22 protein-coding genes are annotated in these 26,706 nt (G+C 63.7%); 19 read left to right on the top strand and 3 right to left on the bottom strand.

Going from position 1 to position 26,706, the window contains the following annotated elements; all coding sequences use genetic code 11:
• The first annotated feature begins 39 nt into the window (after nucleotides 1–39).
• From hscA to ACTYOL_RS22735, 14 genes are all read left to right on the top strand, one after another.
• Nucleotides 40–1,902: a Fe-S protein assembly chaperone HscA gene (gene hscA / locus ACTYOL_RS22800; protein ID WP_200603851.1), complete on the top strand. Its 1,863-nt coding sequence runs from the start codon at nucleotides 40–42 to the stop codon at nucleotides 1,900–1,902.
• 3 nt (nucleotides 1,903–1,905) lie between these two features.
• Nucleotides 1,906–2,247: an ISC system 2Fe-2S type ferredoxin gene (gene fdx / locus ACTYOL_RS22795; RefSeq protein ID WP_063546067.1), complete on the top strand. Its 342-nt coding sequence runs from the start codon at nucleotides 1,906–1,908 to the stop codon at nucleotides 2,245–2,247.
• A gap of 10 nt (nucleotides 2,248–2,257) precedes the next feature.
• Entirely contained in the window at nucleotides 2,258–2,458 is a 201-nt protein-coding gene (gene iscX / locus ACTYOL_RS22790; protein WP_027920277.1) for a Fe-S cluster assembly protein IscX, read from the top strand.
• 87 nt (nucleotides 2,459–2,545) lie between these two features.
• Nucleotides 2,546–2,971, top strand: coding sequence for a nucleoside-diphosphate kinase (ndk, locus tag ACTYOL_RS22785; RefSeq protein WP_011532343.1), 426 nt, complete (start codon nucleotides 2,546–2,548; stop codon nucleotides 2,969–2,971).
• Nucleotides 2,972–2,999: 28 nt separating this feature from the next.
• Complete coding sequence (gene rlmN, locus ACTYOL_RS22780; protein ID WP_054892553.1) at nucleotides 3,000–4,148, top strand: 23S rRNA (adenine(2503)-C(2))-methyltransferase RlmN; 1,149 nt, start codon at nucleotides 3,000–3,002, stop codon at nucleotides 4,146–4,148.
• Nucleotides 4,149–4,160: 12 nt separating this feature from the next.
• The gene (pilW, locus tag ACTYOL_RS22775) at nucleotides 4,161–4,922 is read left to right on the top strand and encodes a type IV pilus biogenesis/stability protein PilW (protein WP_197892311.1); all 762 of its coding nucleotides are present in this window, start codon (nucleotides 4,161–4,163) and stop codon (nucleotides 4,920–4,922) included.
• The gene (locus ACTYOL_RS22770) at nucleotides 4,919–5,926 is read left to right on the top strand and encodes a RodZ domain-containing protein (RefSeq protein WP_197892309.1); all 1,008 of its coding nucleotides are present in this window, start codon (nucleotides 4,919–4,921) and stop codon (nucleotides 5,924–5,926) included. The genes pilW and ACTYOL_RS22770 overlap by 4 nt, the downstream gene beginning before the upstream one ends.
• 3 nt (nucleotides 5,927–5,929) lie before the next feature.
• Nucleotides 5,930–7,039: a flavodoxin-dependent (E)-4-hydroxy-3-methylbut-2-enyl-diphosphate synthase gene (gene ispG, locus ACTYOL_RS22765; protein WP_054892556.1), complete on the top strand. Its 1,110-nt coding sequence runs from the start codon at nucleotides 5,930–5,932 to the stop codon at nucleotides 7,037–7,039.
• A gap of 24 nt (nucleotides 7,040–7,063) precedes the next feature.
• Nucleotides 7,064–8,350 (top strand): histidine--tRNA ligase, encoded by a 1,287-nt coding sequence (gene hisS, locus ACTYOL_RS22760; RefSeq protein ID WP_054892557.1) that lies wholly within the window; start codon nucleotides 7,064–7,066, stop codon nucleotides 8,348–8,350.
• A 39-nt stretch (nucleotides 8,351–8,389) separates the two neighbouring features.
• Nucleotides 8,390–9,031 (top strand): tetratricopeptide repeat protein, encoded by a 642-nt coding sequence (locus ACTYOL_RS22755; protein ID WP_153773236.1) that lies wholly within the window; start codon nucleotides 8,390–8,392, stop codon nucleotides 9,029–9,031.
• A 1-nt stretch (nucleotide 9,032) separates the two neighbouring features.
• Nucleotides 9,033–10,175 (top strand): outer membrane protein assembly factor BamB, encoded by a 1,143-nt coding sequence (bamB, locus tag ACTYOL_RS22750; protein WP_054892575.1) that lies wholly within the window; start codon nucleotides 9,033–9,035, stop codon nucleotides 10,173–10,175.
• A 117-nt stretch (nucleotides 10,176–10,292) separates the two neighbouring features.
• Nucleotides 10,293–11,756: a ribosome biogenesis GTPase Der gene (der, locus tag ACTYOL_RS22745; RefSeq protein WP_054892576.1), complete on the top strand. Its 1,464-nt coding sequence runs from the start codon at nucleotides 10,293–10,295 to the stop codon at nucleotides 11,754–11,756.
• Between the two features lie 194 nt (nucleotides 11,757–11,950).
• Nucleotides 11,951–13,099 (top strand): pyridoxal phosphate-dependent aminotransferase, encoded by a 1,149-nt coding sequence (locus ACTYOL_RS22740; protein WP_151925204.1) that lies wholly within the window; start codon nucleotides 11,951–11,953, stop codon nucleotides 13,097–13,099.
• Nucleotides 13,087–13,878, top strand: coding sequence for an amidohydrolase (locus ACTYOL_RS22735; protein ID WP_444757092.1), 792 nt, complete (start codon nucleotides 13,087–13,089; stop codon nucleotides 13,876–13,878). Before ACTYOL_RS22740 ends, ACTYOL_RS22735 begins: the two co-directional genes overlap by 13 nt.
• Nucleotides 13,879–13,984: 106 nt before the next feature.
• Here ACTYOL_RS22735 and ACTYOL_RS22730 read toward each other — a convergent pair whose 3' ends face one another.
• A complete protein-coding gene (locus ACTYOL_RS22730; protein WP_444757091.1) occupies nucleotides 13,985–16,540 on the bottom strand; it encodes a PepSY domain-containing protein in 2,556 nt (851 codons plus the stop codon).
• Between the two features lie 238 nt (nucleotides 16,541–16,778).
• Nucleotides 16,779–19,067: a TonB-dependent receptor gene (locus tag ACTYOL_RS22725; protein WP_444757090.1), complete on the bottom strand. Its 2,289-nt coding sequence runs from the start codon at nucleotides 19,065–19,067 to the stop codon at nucleotides 16,779–16,781.
• Nucleotides 19,068–19,313: 246 nt separating this feature from the next.
• On the opposite strand from ACTYOL_RS22725, the gene ACTYOL_RS22720 reads away from it, so the two are divergent.
• Nucleotides 19,314–19,994 carry a Fe2+-dependent dioxygenase gene (locus ACTYOL_RS22720; RefSeq protein WP_065864131.1) on the top strand — a complete coding sequence of 227 codons (681 nt, stop codon included), beginning with the start codon at nucleotides 19,314–19,316 and terminating at the stop codon, nucleotides 19,992–19,994.
• A 2-nt stretch (nucleotides 19,995–19,996) separates the two neighbouring features.
• Entirely contained in the window at nucleotides 19,997–20,746 is a 750-nt protein-coding gene (locus ACTYOL_RS22715; protein WP_444757089.1) for a tetratricopeptide repeat protein, read from the top strand.
• 157 nt (nucleotides 20,747–20,903) lie between these two features.
• On the opposite strand, the gene ACTYOL_RS22710 is transcribed toward ACTYOL_RS22715, so the two are convergent.
• Nucleotides 20,904–22,067 carry a type III PLP-dependent enzyme gene (locus ACTYOL_RS22710; protein ID WP_402766337.1) on the bottom strand — a complete coding sequence of 388 codons (1,164 nt, stop codon included), beginning with the start codon at nucleotides 22,065–22,067 and terminating at the stop codon, nucleotides 20,904–20,906.
• 606 nt (nucleotides 22,068–22,673) lie between these two features.
• Between ACTYOL_RS22710 and ACTYOL_RS22705 the strand changes: the two genes are divergently transcribed.
• The 3 genes from ACTYOL_RS22705 (at nucleotide 22,674) to ACTYOL_RS22695 (ending at nucleotide 26,680) form a co-directional block, all read left to right on the top strand.
• Complete coding sequence (locus tag ACTYOL_RS22705) at nucleotides 22,674–23,162, top strand: RNA polymerase sigma factor (RefSeq protein WP_151925200.1); 489 nt, start codon at nucleotides 22,674–22,676, stop codon at nucleotides 23,160–23,162.
• A 17-nt stretch (nucleotides 23,163–23,179) separates the two neighbouring features.
• Complete coding sequence (locus ACTYOL_RS22700; protein WP_444757088.1) at nucleotides 23,180–24,142, top strand: FecR family protein; 963 nt, start codon at nucleotides 23,180–23,182, stop codon at nucleotides 24,140–24,142.
• A 108-nt stretch (nucleotides 24,143–24,250) separates the two neighbouring features.
• On the top strand, nucleotides 24,251–26,680 hold the full coding sequence (locus ACTYOL_RS22695) for a TonB-dependent siderophore receptor (protein ID WP_153773231.1): 2,430 nt from the start codon (nucleotides 24,251–24,253) through the stop codon (nucleotides 26,678–26,680).
• Nucleotides 26,681–26,706: the final 26 nt, after the last annotated feature.

The following is a 26,706-nucleotide window of genomic DNA, read 5'->3' as shown; positions in this document are numbered from 1 at the left end:
GGCGTTGCCCGTGATGACGCCTAAGGTATTCAGATAAGCATGGCCCTACTGCAGATCGCCGAACCCGGTCAGAGCCCCCAGCCGCACCAGCGTCGCCTGGCGGTGGGTATCGACCTGGGTACTACCAACTCTCTCGTCGCTGCGGTGCGCAGCGGTCGCAGCGAGCCCCTGCCCGACGCCCAGGGCAACGTCATCCTGCCGTCCGCAGTGCGCTATTTGCCCGGGCACAGCGACGTTGGCCAGGCGGCTCGTGATGCAGCCGCCAGCGACCCGCTGAACACCGTGCTTTCGGTCAAGCGCCTGATGGGGCGCGGTCTTGCCGACGTCAAGCAGTTGGGCGAGCAACTGCCCTATCGCTTCGTTGGCGGCGAGTCTCACATGCCGTTCATCGACACCGTCCAGGGGCCGAAGAGCCCGGTGGAGGTGTCAGCCGACATTCTCAAGGTCCTGCGTCTGCGCGCCGAGCAAACCCTCGGTGGCGAACTGGTGGGGGCGGTCATCACCGTGCCGGCCTATTTCGACGACGCCCAACGCCAGGCCACCAAGGACGCGGCGCGTCTGGCTGGCCTGAACGTGTTGCGCCTGCTCAACGAGCCGACCGCTGCCGCCGTGGCCTATGGCCTGGACCAGAACGCCGAAGGCGTGGTGGCGATCTTCGACCTGGGGGGCGGCACTTTCGATATTTCGATCCTGCGCCTGACCGCGGGCGTCTTCGAAGTGCTGGCCACGGGGGGCGACACTGCTCTGGGCGGCGATGACTTCGACCACGCCATTGCCGGCTGGATCATCGAGCAGGCCGGTCTGTCCGCCGATCTCGACCCGGCGACCCAGCGTCAACTGCTGCAGACGGCCTGTACCGCCAAAGAGGCCTTGACCGACGCCGATACCGTCAGCGTCGCCCATGGCGCCTGGCAGGGCGAGCTCAGCCGTGCCACCTTCGAAGCCATGATCGAACCTCTGATCGCCCGCAGCCTCAAGGCCTGCCGCCGCGCCGTGCGCGACAGCGGTGTCGAGCTGGAAGAGGTCGGCGCGGTGGTGATGGTCGGTGGCTCGACGCGCGTGCCGCGTGTGCGTGAAGCCGTCGGCACGCTGTTCGGCCGCGCTCCGCTGACCTCGATCGATCCGGACCAGGTCGTCGCCATTGGTGCCGCGATCCAGGCCGACACCCTGGCCGGTAATCGCCGCGAGGGTGGCGAATTGTTACTTCTGGACGTCATCCCGCTGTCGTTGGGTCTTGAGACCATGGGCGGGTTGATGGAGAAGGTGATTCCACGCAACACCACGATTCCCGTGGCTCGCGCCCAGGAGTTCACCACCTACAAGGATGGCCAGTCGGCCATGATGATTCACGTCCTGCAGGGCGAGCGCGAGCTGATCAGCGACTGTCGTTCGCTGGCCCGCTTCGAGCTGCGCGGCATCCCGGCGATGGTGGCCGGTGCAGCGAAGATCCGCGTGACCTTCCAGGTCGATGCCGACGGTCTGCTCAGCGTCGCGGCCCGCGAACTGGGCTCGGGCGTGGAGTCGAGCATCCAGGTCAAGCCGTCGTACGGCCTGACCGACGGCGAGATCGCTCGTATGCTCAAGGACTCCTTCGAGCACGCAGGCTCCGACAAGCAGGCGCGCCAGTTGCGCGAGCACCAGGTCGATGCCGAGCGGTTGCTCGAAGCGGTGCAGGGCGCCCTGGATGCCGATGGCGAGCGTCTGCTCAGTGCTGACGAGCGCGAGGCCATCGCCTTCCAGATGCAAGAATTGCGTGATTTGCTTAGCGGCACCGATGGCGCTGCCATCGAGCAACAGACCAAGCGTCTGTCGCAGGTGACCGATGCCTTTGCCGCCCGTCGCCTTGATTCGACGGTCAAAGCCGCACTGGCCGGGCGCAACCTGAATGAGATCGAGGAGTAACCGATGCCCCAGGTGATTTTCCTGCCGCATGAGAAGTTCTGCCCGGATGGGCTGGTGGTCGAAGTGGAGCCAGGGACCAACATCCTGGAGTTGGCCCACGAGCACCATATCGAGATGGAAAGCGCCTGCGGTGGCGTGTGTGCCTGCACCACCTGCCACTGCATCGTGCGTGAAGGTTTCGACTCGCTGGAAGAAGCCGACGAGCTGGAAGAAGACATGCTGGACAAGGCCTGGGGCCTGGAAGCGCAGTCTCGCCTGGCGTGCCAGGTGATCGTGGGTGATGAAGACATCACCATCGAGATTCCGAAATACTCGCTCAACCACGCTGCCGAAGCGCCGCACTGAGGTTTTCAGCATGAGCCTGAAATGGATTGATGTACTTGAGATCGCCATCCAGCTTGCGGAAAGCAAGCCGGACGTCGATCCTAAATATGTGAATTTCGTCGATCTGCACCGTTGGGTGCTGGCTTTGCCAGAGTTCAGCGACGATCCGTCACGCGGCGGTGAGAAAGTGCTCGAGGCCATCCAGGCGGCCTGGATCGAAGAAGCCGACTGAGCGTCTCTGCAGGTTAGGCAATCCCCTGGAACCCGCGTATAATTCGCGGGTTTAATTTTTCGCAACACTCAAATTCTGGAGTTTTCCATGGCTGTTCAACGTACTTTCTCCATCATCAAGCCTGACGCAGTTGCCAAGAACGTCATCGGCAAGATCACCACTCGCTTCGAAGAAGCCGGCCTGAAAATCGTCGCTTCGAAAATCAAGCAGCTGTCGAAGGCCGAAGCCGAAGGCTTCTACGCCGAGCACAGCGCTCGTGGCTTCTTCGGTGATCTGGTTGCCTTCATGACTTCCGGCCCGGTCGTTGTCCAGGTGCTGGAAGGCGAGAACGCCATCGCTCTGAACCGTGAGCTGATGGGCGCCACCAACCCTAAAGAAGCCGCTCCAGGCACCATCCGTGCCGACTTCGCCGAGTCGATCGACGCCAACGCCGTTCACGGTTCGGACTCCGAAGCCGCTGCAGCTCGCGAAATCGCTTACTTCTTCGCTGCTACCGAGGTAACCACTCGCTAAGCGAAAGCTTACGAGTGAGGGTGAATCCATGACGACATCTACTGGCAAAATCAACCTGTTGGGGCTGACCCTGCCGGAAATGGAACAGTTCTTCGACTCGATCGGGGAGAAGCGCTTCCGTGCCGGTCAGGTGATGAAATGGATTCACCATTTTGGCGTGTCCGACTTTGCGGACATGACCAACGTTGGCAAGGTCTTGCGCGAAAAGCTCGAGGCCGTTGCCGAGATTCGCCCCCCGGAAGTGGTCAGCGAGGACATTTCCGCCGACGGTACCCGTAAATGGGTAGTCCGCGTTGCCTCCGGCAGCTGCGTCGAGACCGTCTACATTCCCACCGACGACCGCGGTACCCTCTGCGTTTCTTCGCAAGCCGGCTGTGCCCTGGACTGCAGTTTCTGCTCCACCGGCAAGCAAGGCTTCAACAGCAACCTCACCGCCGCCGAAGTGATTGGCCAGGTGTGGCTTGCCAACAAATCCTTCGGGACCGTCCCGGCCAAGATCGACCGCGCTATCACTAACGTGGTCATGATGGGCATGGGCGAGCCCTTGCTGAACTTCGACAATGTCATCGCCGCGATGAAGATCATGATGGACGATCTGGGCTATGGCATTTCCAAGCGTCGCGTCACCCTGTCCACCTCGGGTGTCGTGCCGATGATCAACGAGCTGGCCAAGCACATCGACGTGTCGCTGGCGTTGTCGCTGCATGCGCCCAACGACGCGCTGCGCAACCAGTTGGTCCCGATCAACAAGAAGTACCCGCTCAAGATGCTGCTCGAGTCCTGCATGGGCTATATGTCCACGCTCGGTGGCAAGCGGGTGCTCACCATCGAGTACACCTTGCTCAAGGACGTCAACGATCAGCCTGAGCATGCCGCGCAGATGATCGAATTGCTGCGTGACGTGCCGTGCAAGATCAACCTGATTCCGTTCAACCCGTTCCCGCACTCCGGTTACGAGCGCCCCAGCAACAATGCGATCCGTCGCTTCCAGGATCTGCTGCACCACGGCGGCTTCAACGTCACCACCCGCACCACCCGCGGCGAAGATATCGACGCGGCCTGTGGCCAGTTGGTGGGGCAGGTAATGGACCGCACCCGCCGCAGCGAACGCTACATCGCCGTGCGCCAGATCAACGCCGATGGCAGCGAGCTGCAAGACAGCGCTGCGCGCCACTGACGGACTCCGCCGATGACCCTGCGCGCCGCGCTGTCGATCCTGTCGCTTTTGCTGCTGGCCGGCTGCGTGTCCGGCGGTGCAGGTGATCCGCTTTCCAGCCGACAGGGCAGGGCGGAGGCAGGGCGTGCCTACGTGCAGTTGGGCCTGGGGTATTTGCAACAAGGCATGACTGAGCAAGCCAAGGCCCCGCTGGCAAGGGCGCTTGCGTTGAACAGCCGTGATGCCGATGCACACGCCGCCCTGGCCCTGGTCTTTCAGGCCCAGGGCGAGCCCGATCTGGCGGATGGCCATTTCCGCGAAGCCTTGTCGCAACACCCGGATGACACGCGGATTCGCAACAACTACGGCAGTTTCCTATATGCTCAAGGGCATTTTCGCCAGGCAGAGCAGATGTTTCGCCAAGCCGCCGCCGATACCCTGTATCCTGAGCGCTCCCGGGTGTACGAGAACCTTGGCCTGACCGCACTCAAGCAGGGGCGCCGCGAGCAGGCGCACGAATACCTGGACAAGGCCCTGCGGCTCAATCAACGGCAACCACGAGCGCTGCTGGAAATGGCTGAGTTGTCCTACGAAAACAGGCATTATGTGCCGGCCCGGGACTACTACGAACGTTTCAGCCAGCAAGGCGATCATGACGCCCGCAGTCTGTTGTTGGGCAGCCGCCTCGCCCGAGTCTTCGAAGAGCACGGCACCGCGGCCGAGCTGGGCAAGAAATTACAACGACTTTATCCCGGTACGCCGGAATATCAGCAATACCTGTCGGAGCAACGATGAAAGCCGCGCACCCCGAAGCAGCAGCAGCGATTCAGCAGAATCCCGGTGATGTCTTGCGCCAGGCCCGCGAGAACCGGAACTGGTCGCAGGCCGAGGTCGCCCGTAAGCTGAATCTCACGGTCACTTCGCTGAACAACCTGGAAACCGGCGCCTTCGACAAGCTTCCCGGACACACGTTCGCGCGCGGCTATATCCGCGCCTACGCCAAGCTCATGGACATGGATCAGGCGCCGCTCGTCGAGGCTTTCGACCAGATCACCGGGACTCACGCCAAGGGCAGCGAAGTGCACGCCCTTGGTCGTATCGAGGAGCCGGTGCGCCTTTCGCACAACATCCTGCGTGTCGTCAGCCTGTTGCTGCTGGTAGCTGTGGTCGGTGGCGGCTTCTTCTGGTGGCAGGACCAGAGCAGCCTGCGTGGCAAGGACCTGGCCAAGATCGCCCTGGAGCATGTCGAGGTCGAAAGCGCCGACGGTACCACCCAGATCCACCCGCTTGACGAGCCGGAAGATCAGGCCGTGACTGCTGGCCAGCAGCCTGAAAGCGCGCCACTGCCGCTTGAGCAGGCTCCGACCGAACCCGCCGCCGAGGCGCCTGTGCAGAGCGACCCGGCCACCTCGGCATCAGCCGCCGCTCCAGCCGCTCCGGTTGCCCAGGCTCCTGCCCAGACCCACACGCCGGCCACCATGCCCGCACCGACCGCGCCTGCCACCCACGCCGCACCGACCGCTCCCGCTGCTGCCGAGCCTGCCGTGGTTGCTGCTGGCGATGGCAAGGTCGCCATTCAATTCACCGCCGATTGCTGGACCCAGGTCACCGATGGCAACGGCAAGGTGCTGTTCAGCGCGATCAAGCGCAAGGGTGACAGCCTGGAACTGACCGGCAAGCCGCCGTTTGCGGTCCGCCTGGGCTTTGCCCGCGGCGCTCAGGTCAGCTACAACGGTCAGGCCGTCGATGTCGCCCCGTTCACCAGTGGCGAGACCGCTCGCCTGAAGTTGGGACAGTAAGTCATGCACGGCGAATCTCCGATCAAACGTCGCGAATCCCGCAAAATCTGGGTCGGCAATGTGCCGGTGGGTGGTGATGCACCCATCGCGGTACAGAGCATGACCAACACCGACACCAATGATGTCGCCGCCACCGTTGGGCAGATCCAGCGCCTGGTCGACGCCGGTGTCGACATCGTCCGCGTCTCGGTGCCAGACATGGACGCGGCCGAAGCCTTCGGCAAGATCAAGCAACTGGTCAGCGTGCCATTGGTCGCCGACATCCATTTCGACTACAAGATTGCCCTGCGCGTCGCCGAGCTTGGTGTTGACTGCCTGCGCATCAACCCGGGCAACATCGGCCGTGAAGACCGCGTACGCGCGGTGGTCGATGCCGCTCGCGACCGCGGTATCCCGATTCGCATCGGCGTCAATGCCGGCTCGCTGGAAAAGGACCTGCAGAAAAAGTACGGCGAACCGACCCCGGCTGCGCTGGTCGAGTCGGCGCTGCGCCATGTCGAGCACCTTGACCGCCTCGACTTCCAGGACTTCAAGGTCAGCGTCAAGGCCTCCGACGTGTTCATGGCCGTCGAAGCCTACCGCCTGCTGGCCAGGCAGATCGTGCAGCCGCTGCACCTGGGCATCACCGAAGCCGGTGGTCTGCGCTCGGGGACGGTGAAATCCGCCGTCGGCCTCGGTATGCTGCTCGCCGAAGGCATTGGCGATACCATTCGCATCTCGCTTGCTGCCGATCCGGTCGAGGAAGTGAAGGTCGGCTACGACATCCTCAAGTCGCTGCACCTGCGCTCGCGTGGCATCAACTTCATCGCCTGCCCGAGCTGTTCGCGGCAGAATTTCGATGTGGTCAAGACCATGAACGAGCTTGAAGGGCGCCTGGAAGACCTGCTGGTGCCGCTGGACGTCGCGGTGATCGGCTGCGTGGTCAACGGCCCGGGCGAAGCCAAGGAATCCCACGTCGGCCTGACCGGTGGCACCCCCAACCTGGTGTACATCGATGGCAAGCCGGCGCAGAAGCTGACCAATGACAACCTGGTCGATGAGCTGGAAAAGCTCATCCGCCAGAAAGCGGCCGAGAAGGTCGAGGCCGACGCGGCGCTTATCGCCCGCGGCTGATAGACAGATTCGTAAGGACTTTTCGTGAGCAAATCGCTGCAAGCCATCCGTGGCATGAACGACATCCTGCCCGAGCAGTCGCCCCTGTGGCGCTACTTCGAAGGCACCGTGGCCGGCCTGCTGGACGGCTACGGCTACAGCCAGATCCGCACGCCGATCGTCGAGTTCACCGAGCTGTTCAAGCGCTCGATCGGTGAAGTCACCGATATCGTCGAAAAAGAGATGTACACCTTTCAGGACAACAAGGACTCGCTGACCTTGCGTCCCGAAGGCACTGCCGCCTGTGTGCGTGCTGTGCTCGAGCACGGCATCATCGGCAACGGCCAGGTCCAGAAACTCTGGTATGTCGGCCCGATGTTCCGCCACGAGCGCCCGCAACTGGGGCGCTATCGCCAGTTCCACCAGATCGGCGTAGAGGTATTCAACCTGGCCGGTCCGGACATCGACGCCGAACTGATCATGCTCACCTGGCGCCTCTGGGCGCGCCTGGGTATCCAGGACGCGGTCACGCTCGAGCTCAACAGCCTGGGCACCAGCGAAGCCCGTGCGCGCTATCGCGACGCGCTGGTCGAGTTCCTCAGCGAACGTATCGATCAGCTGGACGACGACAGCAAGCGTCGTTTGCAGAGCAACCCGCTGCGCATCCTGGACAGCAAGAACGAAGGCACCCAGGCCGCCCTGGTGGGCGCTCCGAAGCTCGAAGAGTACCTGGACGAAGAGTCCCGCGTGCACTTCGAGGGCGTGAAGGCCCGCCTGGACGCTGCCGGAATCCCGTTCGTGATCAACACCAAGCTGGTGCGTGGCCTGGACTACTACAGCAAGACCGTGTTCGAGTGGGTGACCGACAAGCTCGGTGCCCAGGGCACTGTCTGCGCTGGTGGCCGCTACGATGGCCTGGTCGAGCAGATGGGCGGCAAGCCGACGGCTGGCGTGGGCTTCGCCATGGGTATCGAGCGCCTGCTGTTGCTGATCGAGACGCTGGGCAAGGTGCCCGAGTCGATCAGCCGCACGCTGGATGTCTATCTGTGCGCCTTCGGCGAGCAGGCGGAGCTGGCGGGCCTGAAGATCAGCGAGCAACTGCGCGATCGCCTGCCGGGCCTGCGCCTGGCGGTCAACGCCGGTGGTGGCAACTTCAAGAACCAGTTCAAGAAGGCCGACAAGAGCGGGGCGCTGTTCGCCCTGATCCTGGGGGACGACGAGCTGGCGCAACAAGTGGTAGGTTTCAAGCCCCTGCGTGGCCAGGGCGAACAACAGAACATTGCCTGGGATGCTCTGGCCGAGCACCTGCAAGCTGCTCTCGCGCAGGCGTGAAGCGGTCAAACAGCCGAATTGCTGAAAAGGAGTATTGGGGTGTCGAGTACCGATGATGATGGCCTGGCCGCAGCCAAGGACTGGTGGAACCGCAACGGCAAGCCGCTGCTGACCGGTGCCCTGCTCGCCGCCGCGGTGGTGATGGGCTGGCAGGCCTGGCACAAGTACCAGAGCAACCAGTCGCAAGGCGCTTCGGCGCTGTACCAGGCGTTGCTGGAAACTACCCTGACGCCTGACGGCAAGCCGGATGCGACCAAGGTCGCCGAATTGTCCGGCAAGCTCAAGAGCGAATTTGGCGGTTCGGCCTATGCCCAGTACGGCAGCCTGTTCGTGGCCAAGGTCGCGGTCGACAGCGGCAAGCTGGACGATGCCGCCGCCGAGCTCAAGAACGTGATGGACAAGCCGGCCGATGCCACCCTCGGCGAGATCGCGCGCCAGCGTCTGGCCCGTGTGCTCGCTGCCCAGGACAAGGCCGAGGAGGCCCTCAAGCTGCTCGACGGTGATGCCGACAAGGCGTTCCTGGCCAGCCGCGAGGAGCTCAAGGGTGACTTGCTGGTCCAGTTGGGCCGTGCCGACGATGCCCACGGTGCGTATGAAAAAGCCAAGGCCGCGCTGTCCGACGACGCCGCGATCGGTGGCCTGCAACTGAAGCTGGATGACCTGGCCAAAGGGGACGCGTGAAGTGACCGGTTGGAAACAAGCAGCAGTGCTCGCCCTGGCCGTGCTGGCCGCGGGTTGCAGCAGCAACAGCAAGAAGGAACTGCCCCCGGCCGAACTGACCAAGTTCACCGAAGAGGTGGTGCTCAAGAAACAGTGGAGCCGTTCGATCGGTGACGGCCAGGGTGACAAGTACAACACCCTGGTGCCGGCCATCGAGAACGACCGCATCTACGCCGCCGACGTCAACGGCAAGGTCTTCGCCCTGAACCGCAGCAACGGTGACGTGGTGTGGAAGAAGGACCTGGAGGTGCCGGTTTCCGGCGCTGTCGGCGTGGGTTACGGCCTGTTGATGATGGGTACCCTCAAGGGTGAAGTCATCGCCCTGGACTCCAGCACCGGTGAAGAGCGCTGGCGCTCGCGCGTCACCAGCGAAGTGCTGGCTCCGCCGGCGACCAACGGTGATGTGGTGGTGGTGCAAACCCAGGACGACCGTCTGATCGGCCTGGACTTCAGCACCGGTGATCGCCGCTGGATCTACGAGAGCTCGCCTGCGGTACTCACTCTTCGTGGTACCGGCGCGCCGATCGTCACCAATCGCCTGGCGGTGGCTGGCCTGTCCACCGGCAAGGTGATTGCGGTCGACACGCAGAACGGCGTGCCGGTGTGGGAAGCCCGCGTGGCCGTGCCGCAAGGCCGTTCCGAGCTGGACCGCGTGGTGGACATCGACGGTGGCTTGCTGCTGTCCGGTGGTACCCTGTACGTCACCAGCTACCAGGGTCGCGTCGCGGGCCTGGACCTGGAAAGCGGCCGTGTACTGTGGCAGCGCGATGCCTCCAGCTACGTCGGTGTCGCCCAGGGCTTTGGCAACGTCTACGTGAGCGAAGCTTCGGGCACCGTCGAGAGCGTCGATGAGCGTTCGTCTTCGGCGCTGTGGACCAACGACTCCATGGCCCGTCGCCAACTGTCGGCACCGGAAGTGTTCTCCAGCTATGTCGCGGTGGGTGACTTCGAGGGTTACCTGCACCTGCTCAGCCAGGTCGATGGTCGCTTCGTCGGCCGTGAGCGTATCGACAGCGATGGCCTGCGCGCCCGTCCCCTGGTGGTCGGCGACACCATTTATGTCTATGGCAACAGCGGCAAGCTCGAGGCACTGACCATCCGCTGAAGCTATGCTTGAGACCGTCATCGGTTTCAGGCTGCGGCGCAGGAAGCGCCGCCCGAACTCCGGCCGCTGCCTTGCAGCGGCCTTTGCATTTTCAAGAATTCACGAATGGAGAGCCGCATGGTTCCCGTAATCGCCCTGGTGGGACGGCCGAACGTCGGCAAATCCACCATGTTCAACCGCCTGACCAAGACCCGCGATGCCATCGTCGGCGACCTGTCAGGCCTGACTCGTGACCGCCAGTACGGCGATGCCAGTTGGCAGGGTCGTTCGTTCATCCTCATCGACACCGGCGGTATCACCGGCGACGAAGTGGGCATGGACGAGAAGATGGCCGAGCAGTCGCTGATGGCCATCGAAGAAGCGGACTATGTGCTGTTCCTGGTCGATGCCCGCGCCGGCATGACCGCCGCTGACCAGATGATCGCCGAGCACCTGCGCAAGCGGAACAAAGAGGCGATCCTGGTCGCCAACAAGATCGACAACATCGATGCCGATGTCGCCCGCGCCGAGTTCTCGCCGCTGGGTATGGGCAACGCCATTCCGGTCGCTGGCTCGCAAGGCCGTGGTATCAACGCGCTGATGGAAGCCGTGCTTGGCCACATCCCGCGCGACCAGGTCGAGGAAGCGCTGGATGCCGAGGTCGCCGAAGGCGAGGAAGCGGTGCGTATCCCAGGCCCAAGCGAGAAGGATGGCATCAAGATCGCCATCATTGGTCGCCCCAACGTCGGCAAGTCCACGCTGGTCAACCGCATGCTCGGTGAAGAGCGCGTGGTGGTCTACGATCAGCCGGGCACCACCCGCGACAGTATCTACATCCCGTTCGAGCGTGATGGCGAGAAGTACACCTTCATCGACACTGCCGGGGTGCGCAAACGCGGCAAGATCCACGAGGAAGTCGAGAAGTTCTCGGTGGTCAAGACGCTGCAGGCGATCAAGGACGCCAACGTGGTGATCTTCGTCATGGACGCGCGCGAGGGTGTGGTCGACCATGACCTGAACCTGCTGGGCTTCGCCCTGGACGCCGGCCGTGCCATCGTCATTGCCCTGAACAAGTGGGACGGCATGGAGCCGGGCGAGCGCGACTACGTGAAGACCGAGCTGGAGCGCCGGCTGTTCTTCGTCGACTTTGCCGATATCCACTTCATCTCCGCCCTGCACGGCACTGGCGTTGGCCACCTGTACAAGTCGGTGCAGGCCGCGTTCAAGTCGGCGGTCACCCGCTGGCCGACCAGCCGCCTGACCCAGATCCTCGAAGATGCGATCAGCGAGCACCAGCCGCCGCTGGTCAATGGTCGTCGGATCAAGCTGCGCTATGCCCACCTGGGTGGCGCCAACCCGCCGCTGATCGTGATTCACGGTAACCAGACCGACAAGATCCCGCGTTCCTACTCGCGCTACCTGGAAAACACCTACCGCCGTGTGCTGAAGCTGGTCGGTACGCCGATCCGCATCGAGTACAAGGGCGGCGAGAACCCGTACGAGGGCAACAAGAACACCCTCACCGATCGCCAGGTCAACAAGAAGCGTCGCTTGATGTCGCACCACAAGAAGGCTGAGAAGAAGCGCAAAGACAAGCGCTGATTCTCGCGTCTGCTTCTTCGCGGGCAAGCCCGCTCCCATTGGGTATGGCACAGGCATTGAGATCTGTGAACGACCTGTGGAGCGGGCTTGGCCACGAATGAGCCGTTAAATGTTTCAACCTTTTTCCTGCCTGCCCGATCCGCTATGCTCGGACTCCACCCCGTGCCGGACCACCCCGCAGGAAAGAGGGCTCCATGATCCGCAGCAAACTGCCGAACGTCGGCACGACCATCTTCACCACCATGTCCCAGCTCGCCGCGCAAACCGGCGCGCTCAACCTGTCCCAGGGTTTCCCCGATTTCAATGGCCCGCAGCCGCTGCTCGATGCGGTCGGCCGACACGTGGCCGCTGGCAACAACCAGTACGCGCCGATGACCGGGTTACCGGTGTTACGGCAGCAGGTCGCGGCGAAGATCGCTCGGCTTTATGGCGCCCAGGTGGACGCCGATCAGGAAGTGACCATCACGCCTGGCGCCACCGAGGCGATCTTCTGTGCGATCCAGGCGGTGATCCAGGCTGGCGACGAGGTGATCGTCTTCGACCCGTCGTACGACAGCTACGAGCCGTCGGTAGAGCTGGCCGGTGGTCGCTGCGTGCATGTGCAACTGAGCGATGGCGATTTTCGCATCGACTGGCAGAAGTTCAGCGATGCCCTGACCCCGCGCACGCGCATGGTCATCCTCAACTCGCCGCACAACCCCAGCGGCGCCCTGATCACCCGTGAAGACCTCGACCAGCTTGCGGCCTTGATTGCCGAGCGCGACATCTACCTGGTGAGCGACGAGGTCTACGAGCACCTGGTCTACGACGGCGTACGCCATGCCAGCGTGCTGGCTCACCCGCAGCTGTATGCGAGGGCCTTTGTGGTCAGCTCGTTCGGCAAGACCTACCACGTCACCGGCTGGAAGACCGGCTATGTGATTGCACCGCCTGCGCTGAGCGCTGAGCTGCGCAAGGTCCACCAGTACGTCAACTTCTGCGGCGTGACGCCGCTGCAATGGGCGCTGGCCGACTTCATGGCCGAACACCCGGAGCATATCGACGAACTGCCAGGCTTCTACCAGGCCAAGCGCGACCTGTTCTGCGACCTGCTGCAAACATCCCGATTTGCCTTCACCCGCACCGCGGGCACCTATTTCCAGTTGGTGGATTACTCGGCGATCCGTCCCGACCTCAATGATGTGGAGATGGCCCTGTGGCTGACCCGCGAACACGGCGTGGCGACCATCCCGGTGTCGGTGTTCTACCAGCGCCCCATCCCCGAGCAACGCCTGGTGCGCCTGTGCTTTGCCAAACGTGAGGAGACGCTGCGTCAGGCGGCGGAAAAACTATGCGCGATCTGAGTCAACTGCCGAACCTGAAGCTCGCCCTGGTGCAGACCACCCTGGCCTGGCATGACCGCGAGGGCAACCATGCGCATTTCGAGGTATTGCTGGAGCAGGCCCGTGGCGCTGACCTGGTGATCCTGCCGGAGATGTTCACCACTGGCTTCTCGATGGAGTCCGAACGCCTTGCCGAGCCCGAGCAGGGTCCGACCTACAAGTGGCTCAAGGCACAGGCAAAGAAGATCGATGCGGTGATCACCGGCAGTGTGATCATCCAGGCCGCCGACGGCAGCCATCGCAATCGCCTGCTGTGGGCGCGACCGGACGGCGAGGTGCTGCATTACGACAAGCGCCACCTGTTCCGCATGGCGGGTGAGCACAAGCACTACACGCCTGGCGAGCGCCAGGTGCAGTTCGAGCTCAAGGGCTGGCGAGTTCGCCCGCTGATCTGCTACGACCTGCGCTTCCCGGTGTGGAGCCGCGACGCGCAGGACACCGACTTGCTGCTGTACACGGCGAACTGGCCGGCCGCGCGGCGCCAGCACTGGAACCGGCTGCTGCCGGCGCGGGGGATCGAGAACCTGTGCTACGTGGCTGCGGTGAATCGGGTGGGGACCGACGGCAAAGGCTTTGCCTATTCGGGTGACAGCCAGGTGCTGGACTTCCAGGGCGAGAGCCTGCTGAGTGCGGGGGAGGCCGACGGGGTGTTCAGCGCGGTGTTGAGCGCCGCTGACCTGGCGGCGTACCGGGCCAAGTTCCCGGCGAACCTGGATGCCGACACCTTCGACCTGCGTTGAGTCTATTCCGGCCCTATCGCGGGGCAAGTTCGCTCCTACCGTCAAACTCATGAACGACGGGGGTACCTGTAGGAGCGGGCTTGCCCGCGATAGGGCCGGCACTGACTCAATAAACATCCCGCCGATAGCGCCCGTCCTCAATCAGCCGCTCGACGAGCTCTTCACCAAGAAGCCCCTTCAGCGCTGCATCCACGCCGCCTGCCATCCCCTGCAGGCTGCCGCAGACATACACACAGGCACCCTCGTCGATCCAGCGGCGCAGCTCTTCGCCTTGCTGCAACAGCACATCCTGCACATACACCTTTTCCGCCTGGTCTCGCGAGAACGCCAGGTCCAATCGTGCCAGATCGCCGCTGTCCAGCCAGCCTTGCAGCTCGCGGCCGCAGAGCAGGTCGTGGGCGCGGTTGCGTTCGCCGAACAGCAGCCAGTTGCGCTGTTCACCACTCGCGATCCGGGCCTTGAGCAGGCTGCGCAGGCCTGCCAGGCCAGTCCCGTTGCCGATCAGCACCATCGGTACCGAGGCGGCCGGCAGGTGGAAGCTGCTGTTGCGGCGCAGACGCAGGCTGGCATGGCCGTCCATGGGCAGGTATTCGGTCAGCCAGCCGGAGCCCAGCCCGAGGCTGCCATCGGCATGACGCTCCTGGCGCACGATCAGCTCCAGCACGCCGTCGCTCGCGATCGAGGCGATGGAGTATTCGCGGGCACCGAGTGGAATCAGCGAATCGACCAGGGCCTGGGCGTGCAGGCCGACCAGATGCTCGCGGCTGGTTGGCAACTGGCGGCTTGCCAGCGCCTGCCCAAGCGGTTCGACAAGACCCTCAAGTTGCACCGGCAGATTCGCATCGAGCCCCAACCCTTGCAGGAAGGCATCGATCCGCGCCTGGCTGTGGCGGGGCAGCACCTCGACCAGGTCGCCAGCGTCCCAGACGCTTGGGTGTTCGGCACTCAGGCCCAGCAAGTACACCGGTGCGCCCTGGCTTCCGGGGTTGAGGCGCTCGCGTCGTACCAGGCGCCAGTTGCCGTAACTGGGCGGTTGCCAGGCGGCGAGCGGACGTGCGCCGGTCAGTTGCCCCAGGGCCTGCTGCCATTGTTGCAGGGCGTTCTGGTCGGCACTGTCGACTTCGATCGGGCTGAATGCGGTGGTCGCGCCACGCTCGGCCAGCCAGGCCTGCAAACGCCGGGCGAAACCGCAGAAATGCGGATACTGTCGATCGCCCAGGGCGAGCAGGGCGTAGTTCAGGTGTTGCAGGGCCCAGGGCTGGCCCAGCACCTTGCGCTCGAAGCCGCGGGCGCCGTCAGGCGCCTCGCCGTCACCGAAGGTGCTGACCACGAACAGTGCGCGACGGGCCTGGCGTAGCTCGTCCTCGCCCAGCTCGGCGAGCGAGCGCACCTGTACCGGCAAGCCCGCCGCCTGCAACTGCCCTGCGCTCTGCCAGGCCAGTTGCTCGGCCAGGCCACTCTGGCTGGCGAAGCCGATCAGCCAGCTGTCGCCGCTGGCGTTGGCGGTGTCGACCGAGCCACGGGCGGCACGGACCTGGCGCTTCTTGCGGCGGCGATCGAGATACAGCAGCCAGCCGGTGACGAAGAACAGCGGCATGGTCAGGCTGGCGATGGTGAGGATGATCCTGCCCGGCAAACCGAAATAGCTGCCCACGTGCAGGGCGTAGACGCTCTGTAGCAGTTGGGCTTTGAACGACTTGTCGGTGTAGCGCTCGTGACGTTTGATCTGGCCGGTGGCGGGGTCAAGCGTCACAGTGTTGAAGGCGCGCTCGTGGGCCGAATCATCGAGCAGGTAGAACAGCGTCGCCGGCTGGCCGCCGCCAGGTGGCAGGCGCAGGTTGTAGCTGGCAAGGCGTGGGCCTGCAGCATCCTTCAGGTTGCTCCAGATGGCGTCGTAGTCGACCACCAGCGGCGCCGCCTTGGCATCCGCTGCTTGTGGCCCGGGCCGGCCGCGACCTGCGCCGCGCTGTTGCTGCTCGCCGGCTGCGGGTTTGTCGGCGAGCAGTTTGTTCAGGCCCTCGCGGTACCAGTCGTAGGACCAGAACAGGCCGGTCAGGGCAAACAGCAGGTAGAACAGCAGGCACCAGGTCCCTGCGACGGCGTGCAGGTCCCAGTTGAAGGCGCGGCCTTTCTTGGCCCAGTCGAAGCTCAGCCAGACCCGCCAGTTCAAGGCCCGGCGCGGCCAGCGCAGGTACAGGCCGGAGAGGCAGAAGAAGATCAGCATCAGGGTGCAGGCACCGGTGATCTGCCGGCCGGTATCGCCCATGGCCAGGAAGCGGTGCAACTGCAGCATGAGGTTGAAGAAGCCCAGGCCCGTCACTTCACCCTTGAGCTCGCCAGTGTACGGGTCGGCATAACGCAGCTCACCGCGGCGTTCGCCGGGCGGCGGGGTGAAGAAGAGGCGTGCGGCAGTGTCGGCGTGGGTATCGACCCAGAGCATCGCCACCTTGTCACCCTGGGCCAGTTCCGCGCGGCGCACCAGTTCCGGCAGCGGCAGCACACCCTCCTGGCGCACCTCGACCTTGAGCACATCGGCGTTGAACAGGCGCAGCAGTTCTTCCTGGAACGACCAGATCGCACCGGTGATGCCCATCAGCGCCAGCACCAGGCCGGCGGTGATGCCAAAGAACCAGTGCAGTTGGAAAAGCGACTTCTTCACCACATCGATCACCTTGTGTTGCTGCCACAGACCGCGCGGCGTGCATTATGCCTTGATACGTAAAAGCCCCGCTCACAGGAATGATCGGGGCGGGGGGCGTTCTGTTTAGTGCTCGACTGCACCGGCCTCTTCGCGGGCAAGCCCGCTCCCACAGGTGTTCCACAGATTTGAGGATTGTGGTGTCCCTGTGGGAGCGGGCTTGCCCGCGAAGAGGCCGGTGCAGACTAGCCCAGTCCCATCATCAGAAGTGGACGCTGGTGGTCAGCAGCGCCGTGCGCCCGGCCGCCTGGTTGGCGAAGTGGGTGGAGAAGGCCTTGTCGTAGTACACCTCGTTGGTCAGGTTCTGCACGTTCAGTTGCAGATCGACGTTCTTGGTCAGCTTGTACGCTGCCATGGCGTCGTAGCGCACGTAGCTGTCGACCATGGTGGTGTTGGCCACGCTGCCATACACGTCATCCACATAGAAGGCGCCGCCGCCAACGGTCAGCTTCGGTGTGATGGCGTAGGTGGTCCAGAGGCTGGCGCTGTTGTTCGGCGTATTCGGCAGCTGGTTGCCGTCGTTGGCCTTGCCCAGCGGGCCGCCGTCGATCTGGCGTGCCTGCATGTAGGTGTAGCCGGCGAACACCTGCCATTTGTCGGTGAGCTTGCCGCTGGCCGACAGCTCGATGCCCTGCACGCGAGTTTCGCCGACGTTCTCGTAGGTGGTGGTGTCCACCTGGACGCGGGCGTTTTCCTTTTCGGTGCGGAACAGCGCAGCGGCCAGGGACAGGCGCTGGTCAAGCAGGTCCCACTTGGTACCGATCTCGTAGTTGGTGGTTTCTTCAGGCTCCAGGTCGCTGGACAGCAGGTTGCCCGAACGGTCCGGGGTGCCCGGCAGCGGGTTGCCTTCCTGGCCTTCGCCGAGCATCGCGCCCGGTGGCGTGGCGGAGGTGGCGTAGGACACGTAGATGCTGCCGTTGTCGGCCGGTTTCCACACCAGGCCCAACTGGCCGGTGATGAACTCGCTCTTGTCGCGGCCTTTGGCAGTGGTGGCGCCGGCTGCGGTATAGGTCTTGTAGTCGGTGTCGAAGTGGTCGTAGCGCAGGCCCATGTTCAGCAGCCACTGCGGGGTCAGTTCGAGGGTGTCGAAGACGTACAGCGCGCGGGTCTTGCTGTTGGTGGTGGTGCCGGCGTAGTTGCGCGAGATCGCGCCGTTCCACGGATCGTCCGGGTTGGGGTTGCTCAGCGAGGTGCAGTTGTAGCCGCTGGAGACGATCATGCCCGGGGTGCAGTTGGTGCTCGCGTTGCCGGGCGAGGCGGGGGTGGTGTCGGTGTTGACGTTGTACGAGGACCGTTCGCTTTCTTCGCGGCTCAGCTCGATGCCGGTGGAGAAGCTGTTCTTCAGGCCGCCCAGGTAGAACTCGCCGAACAGGTCGGTCTGGTTGGTGGTCGTGGCGGTATTGCCCACGCGGGTGTTGGCGCGGCGCCAGACACTGCCGTTGTTGACGTTGCCCTTGCTGTCGTCCGGCTGGGTGAGGATGTAGTCCTGCATGCTGTTGCCGTGGCGCAGGGTGTTCTTGATGGTCAGCGAGTCCGACAGGTCGTGTTCGACGGCGATGGTGGCGATGTCTACCCGCGACTTGCGGAAGTCGCGGCCGGTCAGGCCGTAGAAGTTGTCGTGGTCGCCACCTGCGTAAGGCTTGCTCGGGTTGGCCGAGGTACGGGTGCCGGTGCCGCCGGCCGGTACGGTGTAGGGGATGCCCGAATCCGGCAGGTCGTCGCTTTCCAGGTGGTAGTAGTCGAGGTTGACGCGGGTCGGGGTGCCCAGGCCGAAGGCCAGCGACGGGGCGATGCCCCAACGGTCGTAATTGACTTTGTCGCGCCCGGCGACGTTGCTCTCGTGGGTCATCAGGTTGAGGCGCCCGGCCACGCTGTCGCTGAACTGGTAGTTGCCATCGAAGGTGTAGCGCTGGGTCTGGTCGCTGCCCCAGGTCCAGGCACCGTCGAGCGAGTTGCCCAGGTGTGCGCGCTTGCTCACCAGGTTGATGGTGCCGCCTGCCGCGCCGCGCCCGCCAATCGCAGAGTTCGGGCCCTTGGCCACTTCCACCGATTCGATGGCGAAGATCTCGCGTGTCTGTGCACCCGTGTCGCGCACGCCGTCCAGGTAGGTATCGCCCTGGGCGTCAAAGCCGCGGATGAAGGGGCGGTCGCCTTGCGGGTTGCCGCCTTCGCCGGCGCCGAAGGTGATACCTGGCACGGTGCGCAGTGCATCCTGCAGGCTCAGGGCGTTGGTGTCCTTGATCACCTGCTGCGGGATCACCGTGACCGAGCGCGGGGTATCCACCAGCGGCGCAGTGTATTTCTGCGAGGAGGCTTTCTCGACCTTGTACTCGGTGCTCGCCTGTTCGGCCTTGCCGTTGACGCTGGTGGCGTCGAGCGTCACTGGCTGGGCTGCGGGGTCGGCGGCATAGGCCGAGGTCGCGCTGATGGCGACGCCGATGGCGCAGGTGAGCAGGCGTGGAGAGCTGACAGCGGATGGTACGTGGCGCATGTTGTTTTTGACCTTCCCCAAGGTGTGAAGGCCGCGGATGTTAATGTAAGCAATTGTAAGTAACAATTGAGACTCGTTACCATTCGCAAGAAACTTACAATCTTTACATTTTGCCCTTACGGTTTTTCCGGGTTCATGCGTCTGCGCCCGCCATCTGTACCAAAGGGATTGCCCAAACGGCACTTGCCTGTCGCAAAAGGGAATCAATATCATTGGGGCCTTTGCCCTCTGCCAGGTAACCCGCGCATGCTTCTGCACATCCCCGGCCTGTTCGACGCCGACGAGATTTCCCGCATCCGCCAGGCGCTGGAGCAGGCCGACTGGGCCGATGGCAAGGTCACTGCCGGCTACCAGTCGGCCAAGGCCAAGCACAACCTGCAACTGCCCGAAGGCCACGCCCTGGCCAAGGAGATCGGCAGCGCGCTGATCGACCGGCTATGGCGCAATCCTCTGTTCATGTCGGCGGCGTTGCCGCACAAGGTGTTCCCGCCGCTGGTCAATTGCTACCGCGAGGGTGGCAACTTCGGCTTCCACATCGACAATGCATTGCGCCAGCCCAAGGGCAGCCCCGAGCGGGTGCGCACCGACCTTTCGTCCACGCTGTTTCTCAGTGAGCCGGACAGCTACGACGGCGGCGAACTGGTGATCCAGGACACCTACGGTGTGCAGCAGGTCAAGCTGGCTGCAGGCGACATGGTGCTGTATCCGGGCACCAGCCTGCACAAGGTCAACCCGGTGACCCGTGGCGAGCGTTACGCGGCGTTCTTCTGGACCCAGAGCCTGGTGCGCGACGATGGCCAGCGCACGCTGCTGTTCGAGATGGACAACGCCATACGCCAGCTCGGTGCCGATGTGCCCGATCATCCGTCGCTGCTGCAACTGACCGGCACCTACCACAACCTGTTGCGTCGCTGGGCGGAGGTTTGAGCATGTCGTATCAGTTGCGCCGTGAGGACGTGGTCAATGTCGCCGGGCTCAAGGCCATGCTCGAGCACAGCCCTGGCAAGGCCGCCCAGGCGATTCTTGCCGCAGCGGGGCAGGGTGTGGTCGAGGCGCAGGCATTGCTTGGGCAGATCCTGCTCGACGGGCACGGTATCGAACAGGATGAGCGCCTGGCGCGGCATTGGTTCGCCATTGCCGCGCAGGCTGGCAATGCCATGGCCTTCAACATGCTGGGGCGTTGCCTGGAGCACGGCTGGGGTGGTGAGATCGACCTGACCCAGGCGGCCATCCATTACGCACAGGCCGCCGATGCCGACTCCGAGTGGGGCCTCTACAATCTGGGCAACCTGCTGGCTACCGGACGTGGAGTGCCGGTGAACCAGGCGCAGGCGCTGTTCTGCTACGAGAAGGCGGCGCACATGGGACATGCCAAGTCGATGAACCTGTACGGACGTTACCTGGAGCAGGGCATCGCCACGACCGCTAGCCCGGTGCGGGCGGTGCGCTGGTATCGGCGTTCGGCCGAGGCGGGGGATTTTCGCGGAATGTTCAGTTTGGCGCTGGTGCTGGTGGAGCGGGGTGAGATCGCCGAGGCTGCGCCATGGTTCGAGCGGGCGCGAGGGGAGGGCAACCTGAGCTTTCTGCGCAGTGCGTTGGTGACGTTGCAGAACGCAGGGCCGGTGCTGATGAGCTTTGCCGCGCGCTATGCCGAGGAACTGGAGCGGCGCGAGGCCTGATGTCGCCTGTGAGGGCCTCTTCGCGGGTGAACCCGCTCCCACAGGTACAGCGCCAGATTTCAATGTGGCGCGGTCCCTGTGGGAGCGGGTTTACCCGCGAAGGGGCCAGTACAGGCCGCCCACAAACGAAAACGGGGCCTTTCGGCCCCGTTTCGCATTACAGGTAGAAGGCCTTCAGCGGCGGGAAACCGTTGAACTCCACCGCGCTGTAGCTGGTGGTGTAGGCACCAGTCGACAGCCAGTACAGGCGGTCGCCGATGGCCAGGTTCAGCGGCAGGCCGTACTTGTAGTTCTCGTACATGATATCGGCGCTGTCGCAGGTCGGGCCGGCGATCACCACTTCTTCGGCTTCACCTTTCTTCTCGGTCCAGATCGGGAACTTGATGGCTTCGTCCATGGTTTCGATCAGGCCGGAGAACTTGCCCACGTCGGTGTAGATCCAGCGCTCGACGGCGGTGCGCGACTTGCGCGCCACCAGCACCACTTCGCTGACCAGGATACCGGCGTTGGCGATCAGCGAACGGCCCGGCTCCAGGATGATTTCCGGGAGATCGTCACCGAAGTCTTCCTTGAGGAAGCGGATGATTTCCTCGGCGTAGGTTTCCAGGCTGTTGGTGCGGGTGATGTAGTTGGCCGGGAAGCCACCGCCCATGTTGATCAGCTTCAGCTCGATGCCGTCTTCTTCCTTCAGGCGTTCGAAGATCACCTTGACCTTGGCGATGGCCGCGTCCCAGACGCTGATGTCGCGCTGCTGGGAACCGACGTGGAAGGAGATGCCGTAGGGCACCAGGCCCAGGTCACGGGCCAGGATCAGCAGGTCCATGGCCATGTCGGTCTGGCAACCGAATTTACGCGACAGCGGCCAGTCGGCAGTGGTCGAGCCTTCGGTGAGGATGCGCACGTATACCTTCGAGCCCGGCGCGGCCTTGGCGATGTTGCGCAGGTCGGCTTCGGAGTCGGTGGCGTAGAGGCGCACGCCCTTCTCGAAGAAGTAGCGGATGTCCTTGGACTTCTTGATGGTGTTGCCATAGCTGATGCGATCGGCGCTGACGCCGCGGCCCAGCACCTTGTCCAGCTCGTAGATCGAGGCGATGTCGAAGCTCGAGCCTTTATCCTTGAGCAGGTCGATGATCTCGACCGCCGGGTTGGCCTTGACTGCGTAGTAGACCTTGGCGAATTCGAAGCCCGCGCGCAGGTCGTCGTAGGCCTGGCTGATCATCTGGGTGTCGATGAGTACGAACGGGGTTTCCTGCTTGTCGGCGAACGCCTTCATTTTCTGGAAGGTATCGCGCGCGAAATAGTCTTCGACCTGGATCGACATGCTTAGGGACTCCATGGGCAAACTGAAAAGATAAGTGGCTGCAAACTGAACGTCCTCCGTATCCCCACTTTGGTTCGCCTACTTCCCAAGGCATGTCGCCGAAAGCAAAAAGGTCGCTGTAAAAAGCGGCGGCCTTGCTGTCTCGTCGTCAGTACTTGAGCCGGATGGATCGTTTCCAGCATGGACGTTCGGCGCGCACTTTAGGGCGTGAGGAATGCAGAATCAACCCGCAATCCCGGCGTGTTCCGGTGCAATCGACGAGCAGCCATTTGAATAACCGACTCGTGTGACCGGCAGATGTTCCCCAGGCCAATTCCAGCGTAAAGAATTGTGGAATGGAGCATGTCGGCCCGTTCGCCAGCGAACCCGTTTTCATAGGCGTCACGGTGTTTGGGCGGCGCCGTACTCGTTCGCGAAAAGCACTTGGGTGTTCATATTTATGGCCACGCAGAGCGGGTACATCCGTGCCGGAATCCATCGATAAATTTTTTGTTACCAAGGCAAAAAAATGCCCTCGGTCTAACAGGCACACGCCGATTTGCCGCTTTTAATAAGAAGTATTACTATTTGCGACTTCTTGTCCCCGCCTCCCTGACGAGCCAGACCGTGTCCGGACACAAAGGCTTTCTCGACCACTATCACGAGCTGATCGGCACCTGGACGCGCAAGTTGCGCAGTCGTCAGCAGGCCGAGGATCTCGCCCACGATGCCTTCGTCCGCGTGCTGGAAAATCCGCGCGAGCAGGTCGAGCAGCCGCGCGCCTATCTGCACCAGACCGCACGCAATATTGCGGTGGATGGTTTCCGTCGCGAAGACCGCCGTCAGGCCCTGGAAATTGAACTGTTCGATGAGGGCGCCGGCCATGGCGGCGACCCGGAAGCCTATATGCACGCGCTGGAGTTGGCCGACACGGTCGAGCGGGCGCTGGCGCAACTGCCGGTCAACTGTCGGCGGGTGTTCATCTGGCAGAAGCTCGAAGGCTTGACTCAGGCCGAGATCGCCGAGCGCATGGGTTTGACCAAGAACATGGTCGAAAAGTATATGATTCGCACGCTCCGACATCTGCGTGAGCACCTGGACGTGACCACCAGATGAGTCAGGAGACCCTTTCGATGAATCAGCAAGGCGCCGACAACCCGCGCGAACAGGCCGCCGCCTGGTTTGTTCGCATGCAGGACGCGCCCGATGACAGCGCCCTGCGCGAGCGTCTGCAGCATTGGCTGGACGAGCGCCCCGAGCATCGGCAGGAATACGAACTGCTCGGCAGGTTGTGGTGTGCAGCCGATTTCATCCCTCCCGAGCGCCTCGAAGCCTTGTGCGAACCAGAGCCGGTGCGCCAACTGCCGCGCAGGCGCCTGCTGCGCCAGGCCCTGGCCGCGGGGGTGGCGCTGGCCGCGCTTGGCCTGGGTTGGGGCGGCTGGCAGTACCAGCAAATGAACCACCACGACGTGCTCGCCACGCAGGCGGGCGAGCGGCGCATGTTCGAGCTCCCGGACGGCTCGCGCCTGGAGCTCAACAGTGCCACGCGCATCGACGTTGCGTTCAGCGCCGGGCGCCGGCAACTGCGGCTGCTGGCCGGCGAGGCGATGTTCAGCGTTGCCCACGACAGCAGCCGACCGTTCGTGGTCGATACCGCGCAAGGCAGCGTCACCGTCACCGGCACCCGTTTCGACGTGCGTCAGGACAACGGCCTGACCCGGGTTGCCGTCGAGCAGGGGGCGGTGAAGGTCGAGGGCGCGGCGGGCTCGCTGGCGCAGTTGGGGGCAGGGCAGGGCGCGCATATCGACCACCAGGGCAAGGTCGCCGCGCCCTATACGATCAACGCCGCCACGCTCACCGCCTGGCGCCAGGGCAAGCTGGTGTTCGACAACGCCACCCTCGCCGAAGTGGTCAGTGAAGTCTCGCGCTACCGCCGCCATCCGCTGTATGTCGCACCGGGCAAGGTGGCCAACCTGCGCCTTTCCAGCACCTTCAGCACTGACGATCCGGATGCGCTGCTGCGGGCCCTGCCGAACATCCTGCCGGTGGCCGTGAAAACCCACTCCGACGGCTCCAGCGAAATAATCGCGAAATAAATTCAGGTTTTTTTCGCCTCGTTCGTCTTCCCCGCCAGCTGCAACTGCCAAGCATTTACATTTGCATGCGGTTGGCATTCATCCCGACTTTCAGGACTGATCGAAGACGTGAACAACAACAAGCCCCTGCTTCATCTGCGCCGCCTGGCGCTGGCGCTGGCGGTCAGCGCCGCTGCCACCCACGGTTATGCCGCCCAGGCCCCGGCCGCCATCCAGATCCAGGCCCAACCGCTGGCCCAGGCTTTGGCCCAGCTCGGCCAGCAGACCAACCTGCAGCTGTTCTTCAGCCCGGACCTGGTGGCCGGCAAACAGGCGCCGGCGGTGTCCGGTAACCTGGCCCCCGAGCAGGCGCTGCAACAGTTGCTGCAAGGCAGCGGGCTGACCTACGAGATGTCCCAGGACACCGTGGTGGTCAAGCCGGTGCAGAGCGCTGGCACCTTGACCACCGGTAGCCTGGAACTGGCGCCTACGGATGTGAAGGTAGTGGGTGACTGGTTGGGCGACGCCGACCAGACCGTGGTGCAGAACCACCCCGGCGCGCGTACCGTGGTGCGCCGCCAGGAAATGATCGAGCAGGGCACCATGAACGTGCGCGACGCGCTGCGTGGTATCCCGGGTGTGCAGGTACAGGATTCCAACGGCACCGGCGGCAGTGATCTGTCGCTCAACGTCGGGGTGCGCGGCCTGACCTCGCGCCTGTCGCCACGCTCGACCGTGCTGATCGACGGCGTGCCGGCGGCCTTTGCTCCTTATGGCCAGCCGCAGTTGTCGATGGCGCCGATCTCCTCGGGCAACCTCGACAGCATCGACGTGGTCCGCGGTGCAGGCTCGGTGCGTTATGGCCCGCAGAACGTCGGCGGGGTCATCAACTTCGTCACCCGGGCGATCCCGGAGAAAGCCACGGCCGAGCTGGGCACCACCCTGGAAACCTCCAGGTACGGTGGCTGGAAACACACAGAGTCGGCCTTCGTCGGCGGTACTGCCGACAACGGCATCGGCGTCGCGTTGCTGTACTCCGGCGTCAACGGTAACGGCTACCGCCGCAGCAACAACGACAACGACATCGATGACGTGCTGCTCAAGACCCACTGGGCACCCACCGACAGCGACGAGTTCTGGCTCAACTTCCACTACTATGACGGCCGCGCCGACATGCCCGGTGGCCTGACCCAGGCGCAGTTCGACCGCGATCCGTACCAGTCTGTGCGCGACTACGACTACTTCAGCGGCCGTCGCAAGGACGTCTCGTTCAAGTGGCAGCGCCAGCTCGACGAAGCCACTCAGTTCGAAGTGCTGACCTACTACACCGACAGCTTCCGCGGCAGCGCCATTGCCGCCCGCGACCAGCGCACCCTGTCGTCGTTCCCGCGCAACTACACCACCTTCGGTATCGAGCCACGCGTGTCGCGGGTCTTCTTCACCGGGCCTGTGACTCAGGAAGTCAGCGTCGGTTATCGCTACCTGAAGGAAACCATGCGCGAGCAGGCATCGCGCCTGGCGCTGATCGACAACGTGCCGACCGTCACCCCGACCTCCGATGGCCACGTCTACCAGGACCGTACTGGCGGTACCGAGGCCAGTGCCTACTACATCGATGACAAGATCGACGTCGGCAACTGGACCATCACCCCGGGCATCCGCTTCGAGCACATCAACACCGACTGGCGCGACCGTCCGGTGCTGGACACCAACAACCGCCCGGTCCCGGAGAAGAACCGCAGCATCACCAGCAACGAGCCGCTGCCGGCCCTGAGCGTGATGTACCACATGTCCGAGGCGTGGAAATTGTTCGCCAACTACGAGACGTCGTTCGGTAGCCTGCAGTACTTCCAGCTGGGCCAGGGCGGCTCGGGTGACAACACCGCCAACGGCCTGGAGCCGGAGAAAGCCAAGACCTACGAGATCGGTACCCGCTATGACGACGGCCACTTCGCTGGCGAGCTGACTGCGTTCTACATCGACTTCGACGACGAACTGCAGTACATCAGCAACGACGTGGGCTGGACCAACCTGGGGGCGACCAAGCACCAGGGTATCGAGGCATCGGTGCGCTATGACCTGGCCGGGCTGGATCCGCGACTGGACGGCCTGTCGGCCAATGCCGGCTTCACCTACACCCGTGCCACCTATGAAGGTGAGATCCCTGGCTTCAAGGGCCGCGACCTGCCGTTCTACTCGCGCCAGGTGGCCACGGCCGGGCTGCGTTACCAGATCAACCGCTGGACCTGGAACCTGGATGCCTATGCCCAATCCAAGCAGCGCGCACCGGGCACCGGGGTCAATGCCGACGGCAGCTTCACCGGCAACTACATCACCCAGCCGAGCGCCGATGGACAGTACGGCAACATTCCGGGCTATGTGACCTGGCATGCGCGTGGTGGCTATGACTTCGGCCCGCAGCTGTCGAACCTGAAGCTGGCGGCGGGGGTGAAGAACATCTTCGACAAGCAGTACTACACCCGTTCCAGCGACAACAACGCCGGGTTGTACGTGGGTGAGCCGCGCACCTTCTATGTGCAGGCCAGTGTAGGGTTCTGATACCGAGTCGCCCCATTCGCGGGCAA

Origin of the sequence: Pseudomonas sp. A014 (assembly GCF_052378495.1) — a bacterium.
Classification (GTDB): domain Bacteria; phylum Pseudomonadota; class Gammaproteobacteria; order Pseudomonadales; family Pseudomonadaceae; genus Aquipseudomonas; species Aquipseudomonas machongensis.
The sequence above is the reverse complement of the archived record's forward strand: the minus strand, read 5'-3'. Positions and strand labels throughout refer to the sequence as shown.

Bases quoted from the DNA above. Each gene is read 5' to 3' on its own strand.
- hscA (WP_200603851.1), top strand. From the start codon at position 40: ATGGCCCTACTGCAGATCGCCGAACCCGGTCAGAGCCCCCAGCCGCAC.
- fdx (WP_063546067.1), top strand. From the start codon at position 1,906: ATGCCCCAGGTGATTTTCCTGCCGCATGAGAAGTTCTGCCCGGATGGG.
- iscX (WP_027920277.1), top strand. From the start codon at position 2,258: ATGAGCCTGAAATGGATTGATGTACTTGAGATCGCCATCCAGCTTGCG.
- ndk (WP_011532343.1), top strand. From the start codon at position 2,546: ATGGCTGTTCAACGTACTTTCTCCATCATCAAGCCTGACGCAGTTGCC.
- rlmN (WP_054892553.1), top strand. From the start codon at position 3,000: ATGACGACATCTACTGGCAAAATCAACCTGTTGGGGCTGACCCTGCCG.
- pilW (WP_197892311.1), top strand. From the start codon at position 4,161: ATGACCCTGCGCGCCGCGCTGTCGATCCTGTCGCTTTTGCTGCTGGCC.
- ACTYOL_RS22770 (WP_197892309.1), top strand. From the start codon at position 4,919: ATGAAAGCCGCGCACCCCGAAGCAGCAGCAGCGATTCAGCAGAATCCC.
- ispG (WP_054892556.1), top strand. From the start codon at position 5,930: ATGCACGGCGAATCTCCGATCAAACGTCGCGAATCCCGCAAAATCTGG.
- der (WP_054892576.1), top strand. From the start codon at position 10,293: ATGGTTCCCGTAATCGCCCTGGTGGGACGGCCGAACGTCGGCAAATCC.
- ACTYOL_RS22740 (WP_151925204.1), top strand. From the start codon at position 11,951: ATGATCCGCAGCAAACTGCCGAACGTCGGCACGACCATCTTCACCACC.
- ACTYOL_RS22735 (WP_444757092.1), top strand. From the start codon at position 13,087: ATGCGCGATCTGAGTCAACTGCCGAACCTGAAGCTCGCCCTGGTGCAG.
- ACTYOL_RS22725 (WP_444757090.1), bottom strand. From the start codon at position 19,067: ATGCGCCACGTACCATCCGCTGTCAGCTCTCCACGCCTGCTCACCTGC.
- ACTYOL_RS22720 (WP_065864131.1), top strand. From the start codon at position 19,314: ATGCTTCTGCACATCCCCGGCCTGTTCGACGCCGACGAGATTTCCCGC.
- ACTYOL_RS22715 (WP_444757089.1), top strand. From the start codon at position 19,997: ATGTCGTATCAGTTGCGCCGTGAGGACGTGGTCAATGTCGCCGGGCTC.
- ACTYOL_RS22710 (WP_402766337.1), bottom strand. From the start codon at position 22,067: ATGTCGATCCAGGTCGAAGACTATTTCGCGCGCGATACCTTCCAGAAA.
- ACTYOL_RS22700 (WP_444757088.1), top strand. From the start codon at position 23,180: ATGAATCAGCAAGGCGCCGACAACCCGCGCGAACAGGCCGCCGCCTGG.